At 42.4% G+C, this 17109-nt stretch carries 16 protein-coding genes and 1 riboswitch; of the genes, 11 read left to right on the forward strand and 5 right to left on the reverse strand.

What is annotated here, in order from left to right:
- Window positions 1-19 precede the first annotated feature (19 nt).
- Window positions 20-2155, forward strand: coding sequence for an ATP-dependent helicase (locus G630_RS0111585; RefSeq protein WP_044959212.1), 2136 nt, complete (start codon window positions 20-22; stop codon window positions 2153-2155).
- A 63-nt stretch (window positions 2156-2218) separates the two neighbouring features.
- On the opposite strand, the gene G630_RS0111590 is transcribed toward G630_RS0111585, so the two are convergent.
- Both G630_RS0111590 and G630_RS0111595 read right to left on the reverse strand, forming a co-directional pair.
- The gene (locus G630_RS0111590; RefSeq protein ID WP_022761573.1) at window positions 2219-2566 is read right to left on the reverse strand and encodes a type II toxin-antitoxin system RelE/ParE family toxin; all 348 of its coding nucleotides are present in this window, start codon (window positions 2564-2566) and stop codon (window positions 2219-2221) included.
- A complete protein-coding gene (locus G630_RS0111595; RefSeq protein WP_022761574.1) occupies window positions 2563-2823 on the reverse strand; it encodes a type II toxin-antitoxin system Phd/YefM family antitoxin in 261 nt (86 codons plus the stop codon). Before G630_RS0111595 ends, G630_RS0111590 begins: the two co-directional genes overlap by 4 nt.
- Before the next feature lie 239 nt (window positions 2824-3062).
- On the opposite strand from G630_RS0111595, the gene G630_RS21665 reads away from it, so the two are divergent.
- The 10 genes from G630_RS21665 (at window position 3063) to G630_RS0111650 (ending at window position 12663) form a co-directional block, all read left to right on the forward strand.
- Window positions 3063-3299 (forward strand): acyl-CoA thioesterase, encoded by a 237-nt coding sequence (locus G630_RS21665; RefSeq protein WP_049946187.1) that lies wholly within the window; start codon window positions 3063-3065, stop codon window positions 3297-3299.
- Between the two features lie 21 nt (window positions 3300-3320).
- On the forward strand, window positions 3321-3908 hold the full coding sequence (locus tag G630_RS0111605; protein ID WP_026498666.1) for a nitroreductase: 588 nt from the start codon (window positions 3321-3323) through the stop codon (window positions 3906-3908).
- A gap of 19 nt (window positions 3909-3927) precedes the next feature.
- On the forward strand, window positions 3928-4449 hold the full coding sequence (msrA, locus tag G630_RS21670; protein WP_044959180.1) for a peptide-methionine (S)-S-oxide reductase MsrA: 522 nt from the start codon (window positions 3928-3930) through the stop codon (window positions 4447-4449).
- Window positions 4450-4552: 103 nt separating this feature from the next.
- Window positions 4553-5485 carry a cysteine synthase A gene (cysK, locus tag G630_RS0111615; RefSeq protein WP_026498667.1) on the forward strand — a complete coding sequence of 311 codons (933 nt, stop codon included), beginning with the start codon at window positions 4553-4555 and terminating at the stop codon, window positions 5483-5485.
- Between the two features lie 119 nt (window positions 5486-5604).
- The gene (locus G630_RS24695) at window positions 5605-5781 is read left to right on the forward strand and encodes a hypothetical protein (protein ID WP_022761578.1); all 177 of its coding nucleotides are present in this window, start codon (window positions 5605-5607) and stop codon (window positions 5779-5781) included.
- 63 nt (window positions 5782-5844) lie between these two features.
- Window positions 5845-6017: riboswitch (Lysine riboswitch) on the forward strand.
- Window positions 6018-6133: 116 nt separating this feature from the next.
- Complete coding sequence (gene dapA, locus G630_RS0111630) at window positions 6134-7015, forward strand: 4-hydroxy-tetrahydrodipicolinate synthase (RefSeq protein ID WP_022761579.1); 882 nt, start codon at window positions 6134-6136, stop codon at window positions 7013-7015.
- An 18-nt stretch (window positions 7016-7033) separates the two neighbouring features.
- Window positions 7034-7789 carry a 4-hydroxy-tetrahydrodipicolinate reductase gene (gene dapB / locus G630_RS0111635; protein WP_026498668.1) on the forward strand — a complete coding sequence of 252 codons (756 nt, stop codon included), beginning with the start codon at window positions 7034-7036 and terminating at the stop codon, window positions 7787-7789.
- Window positions 7790-7826: 37 nt separating this feature from the next.
- Window positions 7827-8624: a phosphoribosylformimino-5-aminoimidazole carboxamide ribotide isomerase gene (gene hisA, locus G630_RS0111640; protein ID WP_026498669.1), complete on the forward strand. Its 798-nt coding sequence runs from the start codon at window positions 7827-7829 to the stop codon at window positions 8622-8624.
- 375 nt (window positions 8625-8999) lie between these two features.
- The gene (locus G630_RS0111645) at window positions 9000-10775 is read left to right on the forward strand and encodes a methyl-accepting chemotaxis protein (RefSeq protein WP_022761582.1); all 1776 of its coding nucleotides are present in this window, start codon (window positions 9000-9002) and stop codon (window positions 10773-10775) included.
- A 220-nt stretch (window positions 10776-10995) separates the two neighbouring features.
- A complete protein-coding gene (locus tag G630_RS0111650; protein WP_026498670.1) occupies window positions 10996-12663 on the forward strand; it encodes a dicarboxylate/amino acid:cation symporter in 1668 nt (555 codons plus the stop codon).
- Between the two features lie 59 nt (window positions 12664-12722).
- Here G630_RS0111650 and G630_RS0111655 read toward each other — a convergent pair whose 3' ends face one another.
- From G630_RS0111655 to G630_RS0111665, 3 genes are all read right to left on the reverse strand, one after another.
- A complete protein-coding gene (locus G630_RS0111655) occupies window positions 12723-14390 on the reverse strand; it encodes a dicarboxylate/amino acid:cation symporter (RefSeq protein WP_026498671.1) in 1668 nt (555 codons plus the stop codon).
- A gap of 127 nt (window positions 14391-14517) precedes the next feature.
- Window positions 14518-16317, reverse strand: coding sequence for a methyl-accepting chemotaxis protein (locus G630_RS0111660; protein WP_026498672.1), 1800 nt, complete (start codon window positions 16315-16317; stop codon window positions 14518-14520).
- A 263-nt stretch (window positions 16318-16580) separates the two neighbouring features.
- Window positions 16581-16781: a cold-shock protein gene (locus G630_RS0111665; protein WP_022761586.1), complete on the reverse strand. Its 201-nt coding sequence runs from the start codon at window positions 16779-16781 to the stop codon at window positions 16581-16583.
- Window positions 16782-17109: the final 328 nt, after the last annotated feature.

The following is a 17109-nucleotide window of genomic DNA, read 5'->3' on the forward strand; positions in this document are numbered from 1 at the left end:
TACCGGGATGATTTTTGAGATGACAGAAAATGAGTTTTTAGACAGATATACAAAGAAGCTGAGCGAACAGCAGCTTGACGCGGTAAGGACTGTAGATGGACCGGTGCTCCTTCTTGCAGTGCCGGGGAGCGGGAAAACCACAGTACTTGTAAACAGGCTTGGATACATGCTCTACTGCAAGGGGATTGCGCCTGAGAACATACTGACACTTACATATACCGTGGCTGCCACAAAGGACATGGCGCAGAGGTTTGAAAAGCTTTTTGGGGAGGATATTTCCACAAGGCTTGAGTTTCGCACAATCAACGGTATCTGTGCGAAGATTATCGCGCATTATGGAAGGCTCATAGGTAAAAATGCATTTGAGCTTATCACGGATGAGAAGCTTATAGGGAAGATTCTAACAGAGAATTATGTGCGAATTTATGAAGAATATCCTACGGAGAGTGACATCAAGAATGTCCGCACGCTCATAACCTATTGCAAGAACATGATGCTCTCGAAGGAGGATATCTACAAGCTTGAAGATGAGATGGATACCGATATCTACACCATCTACGAGGCATATAACAGTGAGCTCAAAAAGAGAAGTCTGATGGACTATGATGATCAGATGATATATGCATATAGAATGCTTAAGTCAACGCCGGATCTGCTTTCATTTTACAAGGATAAATACAGATATCTATGTGTCGATGAGGCGCAGGATACGTCCAAAATTCAGCATATGATAATCAGTCTGCTTTCGGGATCTGACGGCAACCTTTTCATGGTGGGCGACGAAGATCAGAGTATATATGGCTTTAGAGCGGCATATCCTGAGGCTCTTCTCAATTTTGAAAAGGAGCATCCCGGTGCAAAGGTTCTGGTGATGGACAGAAACTACAGGTCCAATGCAAATATAGTTTCTGCCGCAGACAGATTCATAAGGCACAACACCATGCGCCATGACAAGCATATGCAGGCGGCGAAGGAGAGCGCATCCGAGATTAACTATGTAAGGCTTAATAGCAGGAAAAATCAATATAATTATCTGCTTAAAGTAGCAACTGATATAAATAGCCAGATTGCAGTTCTTTACAGGGATAATGAGAGCATACTTCCGCTGGTGGATCGCCTTGAAAGGCAAGGGATTCCATATAGGATTAAAAACGCTGATATGGCATTTTTTACACATAGAGTGGTTGGAGATGTCATAAATATCATGCGCTTTTCAATAGATCCTTATAATAGCGATCTTTTCATGAAGATATATTTCAAGTTCCAGACATATCTTGGTAAAAAGCAGGCTGAGCAGCTTTGCAGGATTGCCGCCGGATTAAACATCCCTATTCTGGATGCTCTGGAAGAGACGGAGATGATTAACAGCAGGGTTAAGGGAAAGTGCCGCGCACTTCGGACGCACCTTGCAAACATGAGACATGAAAATCCGTATAAAGCGCTTATGAGAATAGACAATTACATGGGCTACGGCGAATACATGGAGATGAATCATCTTGATTATAACAAGATTTTTATTCTTGAAATGCTCGCTGAAAATGAGCACTCGATTGACGGATTTATCAGGAGACTTCAGGAACTTCAGGATATTATACGTGACAAGGAGTCTTCATACAGGGAAAAGTTCATACTCTCCACCATACACTCCAGTAAAGGGCTTGAGTATGATGAGGTATATCTGATGGATGCCTGCGACGGTGTTTTTCCAAGTGAGGTTATTGATAACAGGAAAAAGGCATCGCCCAAGGAACTTCGTGATTATGAAGAGGAGCGAAGAATCTTCTACGTTGGCATGACAAGGGCAAGGAACAAACTGAATATCTTTACTTATAATGATGAGGAGTCCACTTTTGTTAAAGAAATCTCCGAGATATCAGCAAGCGAGAAGAAGGATATCAAGGAGAGAGTAAAGAAAGCAAAGGCTTCCATCAAAAGAAGTGTAAAAGAAAAAGGGAAGATTGATTCTCAGGAATATCCCACAAATCTTACTGTAGGACAAAAGGTGGTCCAGCCTAAATTCGGGCACGGAATAATAACGGATGTCACTTATGATGAGGATGAAATTCCGGCCAAGTTTTCGGTTAGATTTGAAGATGAAAAAGAGCGTCTTTTTGCATATCCGTTTGCGTTTGTAATGGGGATGAAACTTGAATAAAATGCGGATTGAATATTTGAATATTGATATTAATAAGAGGACTCGTTATGAGTCCTCTTATACCTATTCTTTCCAGTAATCTTCAGTTTCTTGGGGTGTAGTTTTAATGCCAAATAGTTTCCACATGAAATCTTCACGCTCATCATAGATGTTTACAATATAAATTTGTGTTTCATCAATTCTGAAAAACACATAATTTTTGACTGCATAGATATACTGGTAATCAGTGTCTACACCAAACATATCGCGGACAGAAATGCCAATGTCTTCGTGTTTTCTTATGGACTGGATTCTATTATTAATTGCTGAGAAAATTTCTTTTCTCTTAGCATCGCCAAATTGAGAGTCCAGATATTTTCGCATTTTAGCGATTTTTTCTTTATAATCCGGAGAGTATTTTAATGTCTTCAATCTTTAAGCCCCATCACTTTCAGCATTTCATCATCATCAATCCAGCCTTCTTTCTCAGCTCGTGTTTCAGCTTTCTTAAGGTCAGTAAGAACATTGTGTAATGCTCTCAGGCGATCAAGCTCATCTGCTTCCTCTACAGACATGATGGTGTAAGCTCCGCGACCATTTCTTGTAAGATATACGCGACTGTTGGCATCGACTTCTTTGAGGACATCGGTGTAATTTCTTAAATCTGATATTGGCATAATAGCTGGCATAGGTACCTCCTTATAACAGCGTGAAAACAAGACTATCTAGTTTCATTATAAGGCTGAAAAGATATATTAACAAGTATATTCGCATGCGAATATATCAGCAAAGTTGCCATCTATAAAAACATAACACGCTTACAAATAGATTGTGCGCGATTAGAGAATCATCTATAATTATCTGAAATAAAAAAGTGAAGCGCACAGAGGTCAATGAAATGGATTATATCACCAGTCATTAGCGTAACATGCGATTTCAAGAAGACAACGACATTTCTGACAAGGTTGAGATAAGCGTTACTGTTGAAGAATTCAAGGGAGTAAAGCTTCATTTGTCATATGAGATGAAAAACGGGGAAGGTGAGGTTGTATGTCTTGGAAAATCTTCTCACGCTTTTTTGAACAAGGAAGGACATCCCATAAGGATGAAACAGGAATACCCGGAGCTGTTTGAGGCATTAAATAAAGCTGCGCAAGATAATTGATTGAAAAGGAGGCAGGTTCATATGGATGCATTAGAAGCTGTTTTAACAAGACGAAGTACAAGAAGATATTCCGAAAACATGCCGGAGAGAGAACTGATTGAAAAGGTGATTGAAGCAGGAAGATATGCTCCGAGCGGTGGTAATAACCAGACAACCCATTTCATCGTTTTTACTGATAAGAACATGCTTAAAGAGATGGCAGAACTGGTATGCAATGAATTTTCCAAGATGGAAATAAAGGAAGACACCTATTCATCCCTGAAGAATTCCATAAATGCATCAAAGAAGGGCGGCTATGTTTTTCACTACGGAGCGCCGGTTTTTATTGTGACGGCGAACAAAAAGGGTTACTGGAATGCCATAGCTGACAGTGCCTGTGCACTTGAAAACATGATGATAGCTGCAAATGCTCTTGATCTGGGATCATGTTGGATAAATCAGCTTCACTGGCTTGATGAAAACGATGCCATAAGAGAGTTCATGTATAAATACGGACTTAAAGAAGACGAGACTATAACAGGCGGACTAATTCTTGGGTATCCTGAGAGCGGAAGCCCTAACAGAGAACCGCTCGAAAGAAAAGGAAACTCCGTAACCTGGACAGAGTAGAATAACAAGGAGATGAAAAATGGAGACAATATATTTTGCAGGTGGATGCTTCTGGGGAGCCCAGAGATTCTTTGATCAGTTTGATGGAGTAGCAAATACAGAAGTTGGATATGCCAATGGACCAACCCAAAATCCTACATATGAAGAAGTCTGTAATGATTCCGGTCATGCTGAGACAGTGAAGGTGGAGTTTGATCCCGACAAGATAAGCCTTGAAGAGCTTATAGACTATTACTTTAAGGTTGTTGATCCGGTCTCTGTAAACAAACAGGGCGGGGACGAAGGAATTCAGTACAGGACAGGTATATATTATACTGAAGATAGTCAGCGTCCCATCATAGAAAGTAAGATGACTGAGCTTGAAAAACAGCTTGGGCAAAAGAGTGCTATAGAAGTGCTGCCACTTGAGAACTTCTACACAGCAGAAGAATACCATCAAAAATACCTGGTGAAGAATCCCGCAGGATACTGCCATATTCCGGCTGTGATGTTCGAACTGTCAAAGAATAAAGGACAGGGGAATAAATTAAAGTCGGAATAAGTATATGTACAGTCAAGGGCATCTCGCGGGAGATGCCCTTTTAGTGATATAATACTGTTTGGTGTCTTTAAACCAGAAATAACAGTGATAAGAGGTTTTTACAATGGTATATGAAAACGTGCTCGCTGCAGTCGGGCATACTCCGATGATAAGACTTAACAGGATACCGGATCCGGACGGGGCGGAGATTCTGGTAAAATTCGAAGGTATCAATATCGGAGGATCAATAAAGACGAGAACCGCCCTCAACATGATACTGGCTGCCGAGAAGCAGGGAATTATAAATGAAAAGACTATAATAGTTGAGCCTACAAGCGGAAATCAGGGAATAGGTCTTGCGCTTGTCGGAGCGGTAAGAGGCTATAAAACAGTAATAATAATGCCTGATTCGGTAAGTGAAGAGAGAAGAAAGATTATAAGACATTATGGCGCTGAGGTCATACTTATCCATGATGAGGGAGACATAGGTGCATGCATAGAAGAGTGCTTAAATACAGCGCTCAGGATGCAGAAAGAGGATCCGAACGTCTTTGTTCCTCAGCAGTTTGAGAATCCGAACAACACGATGGCTCATAAAAATCATACGGCGCTTGAGATAATGGCGCAGGTTGAAAAACCGATACACGGCTTCTGCTCAGGAATAGGTACCGGCGGAACCATCACGGGAATCGGTGAAGTATTAAAAGCACAGTATCCTTTCATAGAGATATGGGCGGCAGAGCCTGAAAATGCCGCAATTCTCGCGGGAGGTAATATTGGAACACACCTTCAGATGGGAATAGGTGACGGCATAATCCCCGATATCCTGGATCAGTCCATTTACAGCAATATCTCCATTATTACGGACGAGGAAGCCATTGGCATGGCTCAGAGACTTGCCAGAGAAGAAGGGATAATGTGCGGAATTTCAAGCGGAACAAATGTAGCTGCGGCAGTTAAACTTGCGAAGAAACTCGGAAAGGGGAAGACAGTAGTTACCATACTTCCGGATACCGCTGAGAGATATTTTTCCACCCCTCTTTTTGATGAAAAATAATCCTGGAGAGTTCAATTTTCATAAGGCAAATGATATAATATTTGTAAGCGAATAGAGACGAGAGAATGATTATCTATATGAAGATGTGTTAAAAATTCTAAAACCAGGAGGTAGAAAGCATGGTGATTATAGATAAGATATTCGGGGAACACGAGGACGTGTACAAGAGCCCCTCAGAAGGAGAACTCCAGATGGAGCAGACCGGAACAAAGGAGAAAAAACCGAAGGCCGAGATCACGGAGGAGGATACGGTGAGGTTTACGGAGCACGATAGATTCTGGGAGGGCATGAAATAAGTTCGTTTTAATTTAATTCATCACGTTGACACTGCACTGCGCTAGTGTTATTATGACATACAAGATTCAGATAGAGGTTGCGTATTCTATCAGTAAGAATTCTGATGCGACAGGCGCAGGTGAGGAATTCCGAAAGGACAATACGCCGAAGGATGAGCCCGCCTGCAGGGTTTATACCTGGGCATACAGTTAAGAGCTGTATGACTGTCATCGCAAGATGGGGAGCTATCGCACTAATTTATTTTGGTGATGATTATTATGGAGCTAACTCTCTTTGCGATGAGTTAGCTCTTTTTCAAATGTTATACATTTGAAAAAGACGATGTACAAAATAATAAAAGGAGACAACTTTATGGCAGTATTTAAAGGTGCAGGTGTTGCTATTGCAACTCCATTTTATGAAGACGGATCGGTTAATTATGATGAGTTCAAGAGACTGATTGATTTTCAGATTGAGAACGGAACCGATGCTATCATCGTGTGCGGAACAACAGGTGAGAGCGCTACCATGACAGAAGAAGAGCACATGGAGGTATCAAGGTTCTGCATCGAATATGTAAATAAGAGAGTTCCCGTAATTGCAGGCGCAGGATCGAACTGCACTAAGACTGCAATTGATCTTTCGGTTGATGCTGCTAAGGCAGGCGCGGACGCGATCCTTTCAGTAACTCCTTATTACAACAAGGCTACTCAGGACGGACTCGTTCAGCACTTTACTGCAGTTGCTAAGGCTGTTGATATTCCGATAATCCTTTACAATGTACCCAGCCGTACAGGCTGCAACATTCTACCCGAGACAGCGGTTCGAATGTGCAAGGACGTTGATAATATCGTTGGTATCAAGGATGCTGCAGGTAATCTTGCTCAGACTACCAAGATGATGCAGCTTGCTGACGGATGCATCGATCTCTATTCAGGTGAGGACGGACTTGTTGTTCCGATCATGTCACTTGGCGGACTTGGTGTTATTTCAGTACTGTCAAACGTTGCACCCAGACAGACTCATGACATGTGTCAGAAGGCTCTGGACGGAGACTTCGCAGGAGCTGCTAAGATTCAGCTCGAGGCACTTCCTCTTATTGATGCACTTTTCTCAGAGGTTAATCCTATTCCGGTTAAGGCAGCACTTGAGATGATCGGCTTCAAGGCAGGCCCGCTTCGTCTTCCTCTCACAACTATGACTGAGAAGAACAGAGTTGTTCTTGAGAAGGAACTGAAGAAATTCTTGGGATAAGGGGAGAAAGGACAAAGTATGATTAAAGCAATTATGCACGGCTGCAATGGCCGTATGGGTCATGTAATTGTCGACCTTGCAGGGGCAGATGAAAATATCGAGATCGTAGCAGGTGTTGATGCCTATGGGGAAAATTCTTACAGTTTTCCTGTATTCGATTCTATAGAAAAATGCGATGTGGACGCTGATGTTGTAATTGATTTCTCCAATGCATCGGCTGTTGATAAGCTTCTTGAGGTATGCGCCGGTAAGAACCTACCGGTAGTACTTTGCACGACCGGACTTTCGGAAGCGCAGCTTGCTAATGTTCAGAGCACTTCAGGCAAAATTGCAATCCTGAAATCGGCTAACATGTCTGTAGGTATCAACATGCTTATGAAGGTACTGAAGGATATTTCACCTGTACTTGACGCAGCCGGTTTTGACATCGAGATAGTTGAAAAACACCACAACCAGAAGCTTGATGCTCCCAGCGGAACAGCGCTGGCACTCGCAGATTCCGTTAACGATTCACTTACTGAAAAGTGCGAGTATGTATTTGACAGAAGCACCAGACGTGAGAAGAGACCTAAGAAGGAAATCGGTATTTCTGCAGTTCGAGGTGGCACCATCGTCGGAGACCATGATGTGATCTTTGCGGGAACTGATGAGGTTATAACTCTTTCTCACAGAGCTTATTCACGAAGCGTTTTTGCAAAGGGTGCCATTGAGGCAGCTAAGTTCCTTGCCGGAAAGAGCGCAGGAATGTATGACATGAGCGATGTTATTGGGTGATTGATCCGAAGCAAAATTTCGCATAAATGAGGACAAAATGAGATTCAGACCTTGCATTGATATACATAACGGACAGGTTAAACAGATTGTAGGCAGCAGTCTGCGCGACACGGGGGACTTGGCAAAAGAGAACTTCGTGTCAGAGCAGGATGCTGCTTTTTTTGCACGCCTTTATAAGGAAACAGGGCTGCGGGGAGGACACATAATAGTCCTGAATGCAGCTGACAGCCCATATTACGAAGCATCCGTGGGGCAGGCGCTTTCCGCGCTCTCCGAGACACCGGGCTATCTGCAGGTGGGCGGAGGAATAACCGCTGAAAATGCCTGGAGATTCCTTGATGCCGGAGCTTCGCATGTCATCGTGACAAGCTATGTTTTTAAGGACGGAAAAATCAATTACGAGAACCTTAAAAAGCTCCTTCGGGAAGTCGGAAAAGAGCACCTGGTACTCGATCTTAGCTGTCGAAAGGGGACGAATACTGATAGTTCCGAACAAAACTACTACATCGTCACAGACAGATGGCAGAAGATGACTGATGTTGCCGTGACAAATGAAACTATGGATGAGCTTTCGAACTACTGCGATGAATTTCTTGTCCATGCAGTCGATGTGGAAGGAAAGCAGTCCGGTATAGAAGAGGAACTTGCAATAATGCTTGGCGGGTGGGGAAAACTACCCATAACCTATGCGGGTGGAGTTCATAACTTCGATGACCTTAACCTTTTGAAAACCTGTGCAGACGGAAAACTTGATGTCACCATCGGAAGTGCACTCGATATTTTCGGTGGGAATATGTCTTTTGAAGAAGTAGTAAAAATGATGGAACACAGCTGATATGCCTGTGTTCTTTTTTAGTACCATAAAAGTGTAGTTGTTAGAGAGTAATTAACTCTGACATCTGCACTTATTTTTTTATAATAAGGGGAGTAATTGGCCTGACGTGGCTCTTTTTGGATCAGCGCATCCGTCATAAAAACCGTTAGCCAACCCCTTATTATAAGCATTCGCTTAAGCAGGTAGGGAGAAACACCCGCGTAACCAACTAAACTGAATGATAAAAAGGCTGGAATTATTCATCCAGCCTTTTTTGTGTGTTTTTATGCATTTTTTATTAAATTTTATTAAAAAAATATTAAACGTAAAACAGCGCATTATTTGGCTGTATAATGTATATAGGTGGATATTTATTATATTGAAAGGAGTGTCGCTATGTCAAGGACAACTGAAAACAAGAAGAATAAGGTCAGTTTTTTCAAATCTATTCCGGTTCAGATTTTGTTCTTTAATATTCTGATGTTGCTGATATTTAACATAGTAAGCTACATTGTTAACGATGGAATATCATCCATGTCTGACAGTGCTCAGGGTATAATTGCCGGAGTAACCGAGCTGGTTCATAAAGAGGGAACAGTTAAGGAAGATCTGGCCAGGATTGACGGAACGATCCAGAGCGCACTGGGGCTATGGTCATATTACGCTGATGCTGATAAAGAGAGAATCGGAAGCGAGCTTAAATCCTACGAGAGCGAAGTGACCACTCTTGTAAAAGAAATCGGCGATGAGTTTGCTATGTATGGCGATCCAAACGCAACGACACAGCTTGATGCTTCGGCAAAGGCTCTTATTGCGAACGTTGATGAAGTGTTCAATATCATGATGACAACCGGCGATGGACGTGTTGCCTCGGAGATACTTACCGGAGATTATATGACTAACATGGAAGGTGTCAAAGAAGGCATGACAACCCTTGATGCATCGGTGGATGCACTTCAGGGTAATGTTGTAAATTATATGGCACAGGCAAGAAGTAAGATAACTGTCATGAATGTAACAGGAATGGTTGTGTTTATCGTGTGCCTTCTTTTGAACCTCTATGTTTCATTTGTTCTTATCACCAAAGTTATTGTTAAGATTTCCGACTCTGTTCAGGAAATTATAAATGATATCAACGCCGGAAAGGGTGACCTTACAGCAAGAGTAAATGTTAAGACCGGAAATGAGCTTGTATTTATAAGAGACGGCATAAATGATTTTATTGAAACCCTGCAGGGCGTAATGAAAGATGTTAAGAGCGGAACACTCATTCTTACAGATTCCGCAGACAAGATGACCTCACAGATCGCTTTGGCTAACGACAACATCACCAACACATCAGCGGCGCTTGAGGAGCTTTCAGCCAGCATGGACAATGTGTCAACTACAGCTTCTCACATTAAGGAGCAGCTCAATGATGTAAGAGATGCGGTGGAGAGCATCAATGATGAGGTTGCTTCAGGAAAAGAGCGTGCAGGCGAGATCCAGAAGGAAGCTGATACCATTAAGAATGAGGCTATGCAGAAGAAGGAGAATACAGGTGCCAGAGTTGAGGCGCTCAGCAAGACCCTTGATGAGTCAGTAAAGGAAAGTGAGCAGGTTAATCAGATCGGAGAACTTACCAAGGTTATCCTCGATATAGCTTCCCAGACAAACCTTCTTGCACTTAACGCCAGCATTGAGGCTGCAAGAGCAGGTGAAGCCGGCAAGGGCTTTGCGGTAGTTGCGCAGGAGATCAGTGCACTTGCCGATAACAGCAGACAGACAGCCGGAAATATTCAGACTATAAGTGAGAATGTGACAAAGGCTGTTCAGGAGCTTTCGAATAATGCCATCGAGGTTGTAGATTTTATCAACAATACTGTTATTGCCGATTATGAAGCCTTTGTTGAGACAGGAGAGAAATACGAGAGTACAGCAGAGATAATGAATGAAATTCTTGAAGGCTTTACTGAGAAGGCAGACTCTCTTGATAACACAATGCACAGCATGGCAGACTCAATTCTTACAATCACCGATTCCGTTGAAGAGTCCACACAGGCCATCAGCCTTTCAGCTTCCAACTCTACGGAGATTGTGGGAGAAATTCAAGAAATCGGAGAGGCCATGGATAATAACAATCAGGTTACGAACAAACTTAGCGACAGTACAAAGAAGTTTATAAACGTATAATACTATTAGACAGCAAGTCAACAGAAAACGCCATCGAAACTGATGAAAAGTCAAAGGATTAGTAAAAAGGCAAAAACTATTTTTTATAAAGTAGCACTAGCATGGGACTTAAGAAATCATGTTAGGGCTATTTTATACTAATTTAAGAAAAGAAGAGTGCATAATATAGTACGATATTATTAGTAAGATTCGTAGAGTTTTTGCAGAGGGGGCACTCAGAATGAGATATATCAATGCGAAGAAAAGATTTATGGTATCTGATGAGGATTGCATCAGTAGAAGTATCCAGTTCGCTGAAGAATCACTAAAAAGTATAGGCTTAAATAAAAAGCTCGTAATAAAGGCTATTCTGGTTGCAGAGGAGACGATTGCCCAGCTTATTAAAAAGATGCCTCCCAACGGTACATTTACTGTCTGTGTAAGGAAAATTCTTGGTGAGACGGAAGTGGTAATAAGGGCCAGAGGACCTGAATATAATCCGGATACAACAACCGCAGACGGGGTTGATAATTTAGAGAGGCTTGAGGATGAGGATGCGCAGGATGCAATAAGAGCGATCTTGCTGAAGGCACATGGCGAGGACTTCAAGGTAAGCTATAAAAACGGTGTCAACAAGATCAGAATTCTTGCAAGCGGTGCTGAATCTTCAATGCTTATTAACACAATGATCGGCCTTGTGCTTGGCCTTATTTTCGGAGTTCTTTTGCAGATGGTGATTCCGCCGCAGATTGCGGGAGGTATTTCAAAATATGCACTGGATCCCATAAAAACAGTCTTCATGAACTGCCTTAAGATGATAATCGCACCGGTTGTCTTTTTCTCAATCGTATCCTGTGTATCGCAGTTCAAAGACCTGTCCCAGCTTGGAAGAATTGGCGGCAAAGTAATGGGAGTGTATATGCTGACGACGGTTCTGGCTGTTTTGCTGTCTTTGAGTATTTCAATGATGATTCATCCCGGGAACTTTGGATTTGCGCTATCCCTTTCGGAAGCGGCAGTAGACGTATCCGTTGATACGAATGTTGATACGTCGATTCTTCATACGATAATTGGAATATTCCCATCGAACTTTGTACAACCATTCGTGGATTCAGATACCCTTAAGATAATATTCCTGGCATTTATATGCGGAATAGCAGTTGGAATGATCGGTGAATATTCGGCATTCCTAAAGAACTTTTTCGATGCCTGCAATTCACTTTTCCTTACAATAACAACGCTTGTCACAAAGATAATTCCTGTCGCTGTATTCTGCTCGGTAGCGCTCATGGTTAAGGACATGGGAGGTGCGTCGATTTTATCGGTGCTGGGGTTTGCCGGAACAGTTCTGTTTTCGATGTTTTGCATGATGCTTGTGTATGGTGTCCTGATTGCTATTATCGGAAGACTGAATCCCATACACTTCTATAAAAAGAATCGGGAAGGTATGCTTACAAGTTTTACGCTTGCATCAAGCAATGCGGCCATGCCGACAAACATGAGAACCTGTACAGATAAGCTTGGAATATCTCCCAGGGTCTGCAGCTTCTCAATACCGCTAGGAGCAACCGTTAATATGGACGGAACCTGTATATTCCTAACAGCGGCGGGATTGTTCCTTGCCAGAGCTTACGGGATCAGTATTCCTCCGTCAGCTTACCTGTCTCTTATCATAACCATTATTTTGCTTTCGCTTGGATGCCCCGGAGTTCCCGGAGCTGCAATCGTATGCGTAGGCATAGTTCTTGTACAGATCGGTGTTCCGATTGAGTCGGTAGGACTTATAATCGGTATTCATCCCATTATCGACATGTTCGAAACGATGTCCAACACAACAGGAGACGTGGCTGCCGCCTTGATTGTGGCCAAAACCGAAGGCCTCCTCGATGTAGACCTCTATAAATCATGAAAAACAGTTCCCCGGGTGATGAATACATATACCCGGGGAACGTTATTAATGGGATAGTATTAGTTTTTGAATTTATCCAAATCCAATAGGTTCTCGGTTTTGGCAACTATGAGGGCGGCGGCAACATCGCCTGTAGTATTCGACATGGTATCGATCATGTCTATTATAGGGTGAATTCCCATCACAATTCCGATAGCTTCCAGAGGAACGCCAATCTGCCCCAAGACAATGCCGAGACACACAAGTCCGGATCCCGGCACACCCGGGCAACCGAGTGACAGTAGGATAATAGTGATAGCAAGTGAAAAGTACGATGAAGCAGGAATGCTGATTCCATAAGCTCTGGCAAGAAACAATCCTGCGGTTACCAGAAAAATACAAGCACCATCCATATTTACCGTGGCACCAAGCGGAATGGAAAAACTGCAAACTTTCGGAGAAATCCCGAGCTTATCGGTACAGATTCGCATATTGGTAGGCATTGCTGCATTACTTGATGAAAGAGTAAAGCTTGTAAGCATGCCTTCTCTGTTCTTTTTATAAAACGTAAACGGATTCAGCCTTCCCATAATGGTAATCAGAATGCCATAGATTATGAGCATGCAGAATATCGCAAACAGCTGAGTAAAGAAAAATCCCAGAACCGAAATAAGTGACTTTCCGCCAAGATTTTTAACCATAATTGATGCAGAACAGAATACAGCGATAGGAATACATTTTGAAATTATTGTCGTTATGGTAAGGAAAAGTGAATTGCAGGCCTCGAAGAATTTTCCCAGAAACGATGAGTATTCACCGATCATCCCAACAGCTATTCCGGTCAGGGCAGCAAGAAAAATGATCTGCAGGGTATTGGAATCTACAAACGGCTGCAGAAAATTCGAAGGGAAAATGCCTACAATTGTGTGAAGAAGAGATGTATCGACAGTTGTATTTACTGATACATTTTGTGATACATCAGTAAGGGTAAGAGCAAATCCCAATTCTCCCGGTTTTATCAGCATAGAAATGCCCATGGCCATCAAAATAGCAAGCACTGTTGTAAACAGATACATGCTCATAACCTTGCCGCCGATTCTTCCGAGCTGGGATAAATCCTTAAACTGCGATATGCAGGATACGATCGAGAAAAAGACCACCGGTGCGATAATCATTTTAAGACAGTTCATGAAGACTGTTTTTACAGGATCCAGAGCATATTGTAAAATACCATCTGCAACCTGCGACGGAATTACTGTTTGCAACAGAACTCCAAAAATAAGTCCAAGCCCAAGACAGATCATAGTATTAATAAGCATTGAAGATTCTGCGCCGCAGGCGAGAATTCTGATCTTGTTGGTTCCGTTTTTATAACTTACTTTATAATCCTCACCATGGGCTTTTAGGAGTAAGGAACGTATTATGTCCTGAGCATCCTCATCTTCAAGCTTTCCGAGATTATCAATTCCATCTGCGACTGAAGTATCAGGATGATATTCGCTTCCTTTTGCAGTTATAACAACTTCCGCCTCGCCGAGCATTTTTCTCACACATACTGAAAAATGCCCATTTGGCGGTATCCTCTCTATGAGCTGAGCAATCGTTTCTTCTGCAATAAGAATAGTCTTTATCAAATGCTTTTTATTTAAATCAACACTCTTTAGGGTATCCTCAATAAAACCAATACTCTCTCTTATACAATCCTCATCAGACACCAAAAACACTTTTTTAGAATTAATAAATTTCAAAACAAACTCCTCCTTATATCATAGAAGTAAGGTCCCCCGGAGTGTATATGTTCAACACCCGATCGATTATGCACGAAGTGCAACGAAATCGGTGATGAATATATACACTCCGGGGGACCGTATTATATCAAAGTGAGAATTTTGCAACGAAGTCCTGGAGTTCCTGGGCGTTCTCGGCGAGCTTGTCGGAGGCTTCCGCAACCTCGTGGGTGGAAGCTGTCTGCTGCTGTGATGCAGCGGATACATTCTGAGTCTCGTCGGCAACGTTGGCGCTCATTTCCTCGATCTTCTGAATATTGTTGGCAATAGTCTCGGTACCGCCTGAAAGCTGGTCAACAATCTCACTCATGCGGGCACTCTGCTCGGATACAGAGTGAACACGGCTTACAATCTCGTTGAAGGTATCACCGGCCTCGTTAACGACTTCAGAACCTTCAATAACACTCTGGGCACCTTCTCGCATGGATTCTACAGCTTCTTCGGAGCTTGTCATTATATCACCGATAAGAGCAGTGATCTTGCTGGCTGCTTCGTTTGACTGATCTGCGAGCTTGCTGATTTCACTGGCAACTACAGAGAAGCCTTTACCCATTTCGCCGGCTCTTGCCGCCTCAATACTTGCATTGAGTGACAGGAGATTGGTCTGGCTAGCGATTTCTGCAATTGTATCAACGAAGGCGTCGATATTCTTTAGCTTATCGCCAAGACCTTCAACCATAGTAGCAGTATTTTCCACGGATCCTTTTATCGTATCCATCATGGCTGTTGCGCGGTTCATGTCGGCAGCACCCTTTGTAGCAGCTTCGTTTGTAGCATTTATCATGTCATTGGAGGTAACAATTGCATCCTGGAATTCCTGCATGTTATTGACAAATTGCTGAGTCTCATTGCTTGCTCCGGATACAGCAGTAATCTGGCCGCTGCAGGAGTTAGCTACAACTGTGCAGGAGTTTGCAACCATTTCACTGGCCTGTGCTGACTGTGAAGCGCTTGCGGAAAGCTCCTCAGATGCAGATGCAACGTATGCTGTAGTATCTGAAATCTTTGCCATGAGTTCACGGATATTGGTATGCATGAGATCGAGGGCTTCAGAAATAAGACCAATCTCATTATTATGTGTTTTTAACGGACGAACCTTTTGTATGTCACTGTTATCGCTAAAGTCGCTGTTTGCCATTCGCTCCATCTCTTTTGCAACGAGAACAATGGGAGTACTTATCTTTTTGCCGATATAAAATGCAAGAATTATGCCGAGAATGATCATGACAATCAGCACGATAACTGACTTGATGATGGAGTTCCGCAGAGAAGCCTCTGCTTCAGCTTTATATTCTGCTTCGAGAGCATCGATGTGATCAATCCATACACCGGTTCCTACAACCCAGTTATAGGGCTCGTAGAGCATAGTGTAACCCATCTTCGGGAGCGGCTCTGTCTCATCGGGCTTAGGAAAACTGAAATAGGAAAAACCACCGCCTGCCTTAGCATTTGCGATGAAATCCTTGATCATATATACGCCGTTGGGGTCGCAGGAATCTATACGACTTTTTCCCTCGGTATTCTCACGTCCCAGAAGCACGACATTGACACCTTCTGTGGTATCAATCCAGAAGTATCCGTCGCCGTCCATGTAGCGGAGTTCGCGGACATATTCAGCGGCGATTCGCATGGCATCGTCCTCTGTAATGGCACCGGCCTCTGCAGCTTTATGAACCTGTTCAATCAGGCTGACAACGTTCTGAACCTGATTTCGAAGCTCTGACTGCTGGTCCTCCAACAGCCTTTGTCTATATGCGGCGGTCTGCTTTTTTGTCGTAGCGATTGTGCTATTAATTGTAAAAAGCTCAATGATAATACCGGTCAGAATAACAGCACCGGCTATGACTGCAATTAAGACATACATTAAAGATCCATTACGTTTTCGCATTGTGATACCTCCATAAGAAAAATCGAACACAATTAAATCATAACAAAAACGTGATAGGGATAAAATTAAGTAGGTATAAAATTAGATTAAAACCTTATAAAATCGTAGGGATTATATATGAGATTGGAAGAAATGAAAGATGGTCTGGCCTCAAAAAACCCATCCGAAAACGGATGGGTTAGTTGATTAATCATTTGTACACTTGCTGATTCTATATATTAAGAATAAGGCACATTGTAGTCTTGATTAAATGTTGCCGCTAATTAAAGCTTGTTTACGTTAACGGCCTGGGGTCCTTTTTCACCCTGGATTACGTCGTAATCAACTGCAGCGCCTTCGTCGAGAGACTTGAAGCCCTCCATGTTGAGTCCGGAATAATGTACGAATACATCATTGCCTGCCTCATCAGAAATGAAGCCGTAACCCTTCTGGTTGTTGAACCACTTAACTGTACCCTTGTTCATAGCTTACCTCCACTAAAAAATAAAAAATAGTTCTTATCGTCAAACGAGTACATCAATTGACGATATGTTGTATTAAAACAACATAATTAGGATATCATACGGGGCATTAAAAGTAAAGAAATTATTAAAATATTCGCGAAAAAAATCACAATTTACAATACTTATGATAGCATCACTTTACTTTAATTGTTTAGTGTGTTAAAATATGCAAGCAGTGAAGTGAATTGACGAAATAAAGTAAATTATGTTTCAACATATTTATTTGCTTTTTTGGATATAGTTGCTTCATTTTTTTATGCATTAGAGGGCAATGATATTTTTTATCACA

It is taken from the genome of Butyrivibrio sp. WCD2001 (assembly GCF_000424485.1).
In the GTDB taxonomy this organism is placed as follows: Bacteria; Bacillota; Clostridia; order Lachnospirales; family Lachnospiraceae; genus Butyrivibrio.

What these genes read in the sequence shown, in the direction of transcription:
- G630_RS0111585 (WP_044959212.1), top strand. Translation starts at nt 20, where the DNA reads ATGACAGAAAATGAGTTTTTAGACAGATATACAAAGAAGCTGAGCGAA.
- G630_RS0111595 (WP_022761574.1), bottom strand. Translation starts at nt 2,823, where the DNA reads ATGCCAGCTATTATGCCAATATCAGATTTAAGAAATTACACCGATGTC.
- G630_RS21665 (WP_049946187.1), top strand. Translation starts at nt 3,063, where the DNA reads ATGCGATTTCAAGAAGACAACGACATTTCTGACAAGGTTGAGATAAGC.
- G630_RS0111605 (WP_026498666.1), top strand. Translation starts at nt 3,321, where the DNA reads ATGGATGCATTAGAAGCTGTTTTAACAAGACGAAGTACAAGAAGATAT.
- msrA (WP_044959180.1), top strand. Translation starts at nt 3,928, where the DNA reads ATGGAGACAATATATTTTGCAGGTGGATGCTTCTGGGGAGCCCAGAGA.
- cysK (WP_026498667.1), top strand. Translation starts at nt 4,553, where the DNA reads ATGGTATATGAAAACGTGCTCGCTGCAGTCGGGCATACTCCGATGATA.
- G630_RS24695 (WP_022761578.1), top strand. Translation starts at nt 5,605, where the DNA reads ATGGTGATTATAGATAAGATATTCGGGGAACACGAGGACGTGTACAAG.
- dapA (WP_022761579.1), top strand. Translation starts at nt 6,134, where the DNA reads ATGGCAGTATTTAAAGGTGCAGGTGTTGCTATTGCAACTCCATTTTAT.
- dapB (WP_026498668.1), top strand. Translation starts at nt 7,034, where the DNA reads ATGATTAAAGCAATTATGCACGGCTGCAATGGCCGTATGGGTCATGTA.
- hisA (WP_026498669.1), top strand. Translation starts at nt 7,827, where the DNA reads ATGAGATTCAGACCTTGCATTGATATACATAACGGACAGGTTAAACAG.
- G630_RS0111645 (WP_022761582.1), top strand. Translation starts at nt 9,000, where the DNA reads ATGTCAAGGACAACTGAAAACAAGAAGAATAAGGTCAGTTTTTTCAAA.
- G630_RS0111650 (WP_026498670.1), top strand. Translation starts at nt 10,996, where the DNA reads ATGAGATATATCAATGCGAAGAAAAGATTTATGGTATCTGATGAGGAT.
- G630_RS0111660 (WP_026498672.1), bottom strand. Translation starts at nt 16,317, where the DNA reads ATGCGAAAACGTAATGGATCTTTAATGTATGTCTTAATTGCAGTCATA.
- G630_RS0111665 (WP_022761586.1), bottom strand. Translation starts at nt 16,781, where the DNA reads ATGAACAAGGGTACAGTTAAGTGGTTCAACAACCAGAAGGGTTACGGC.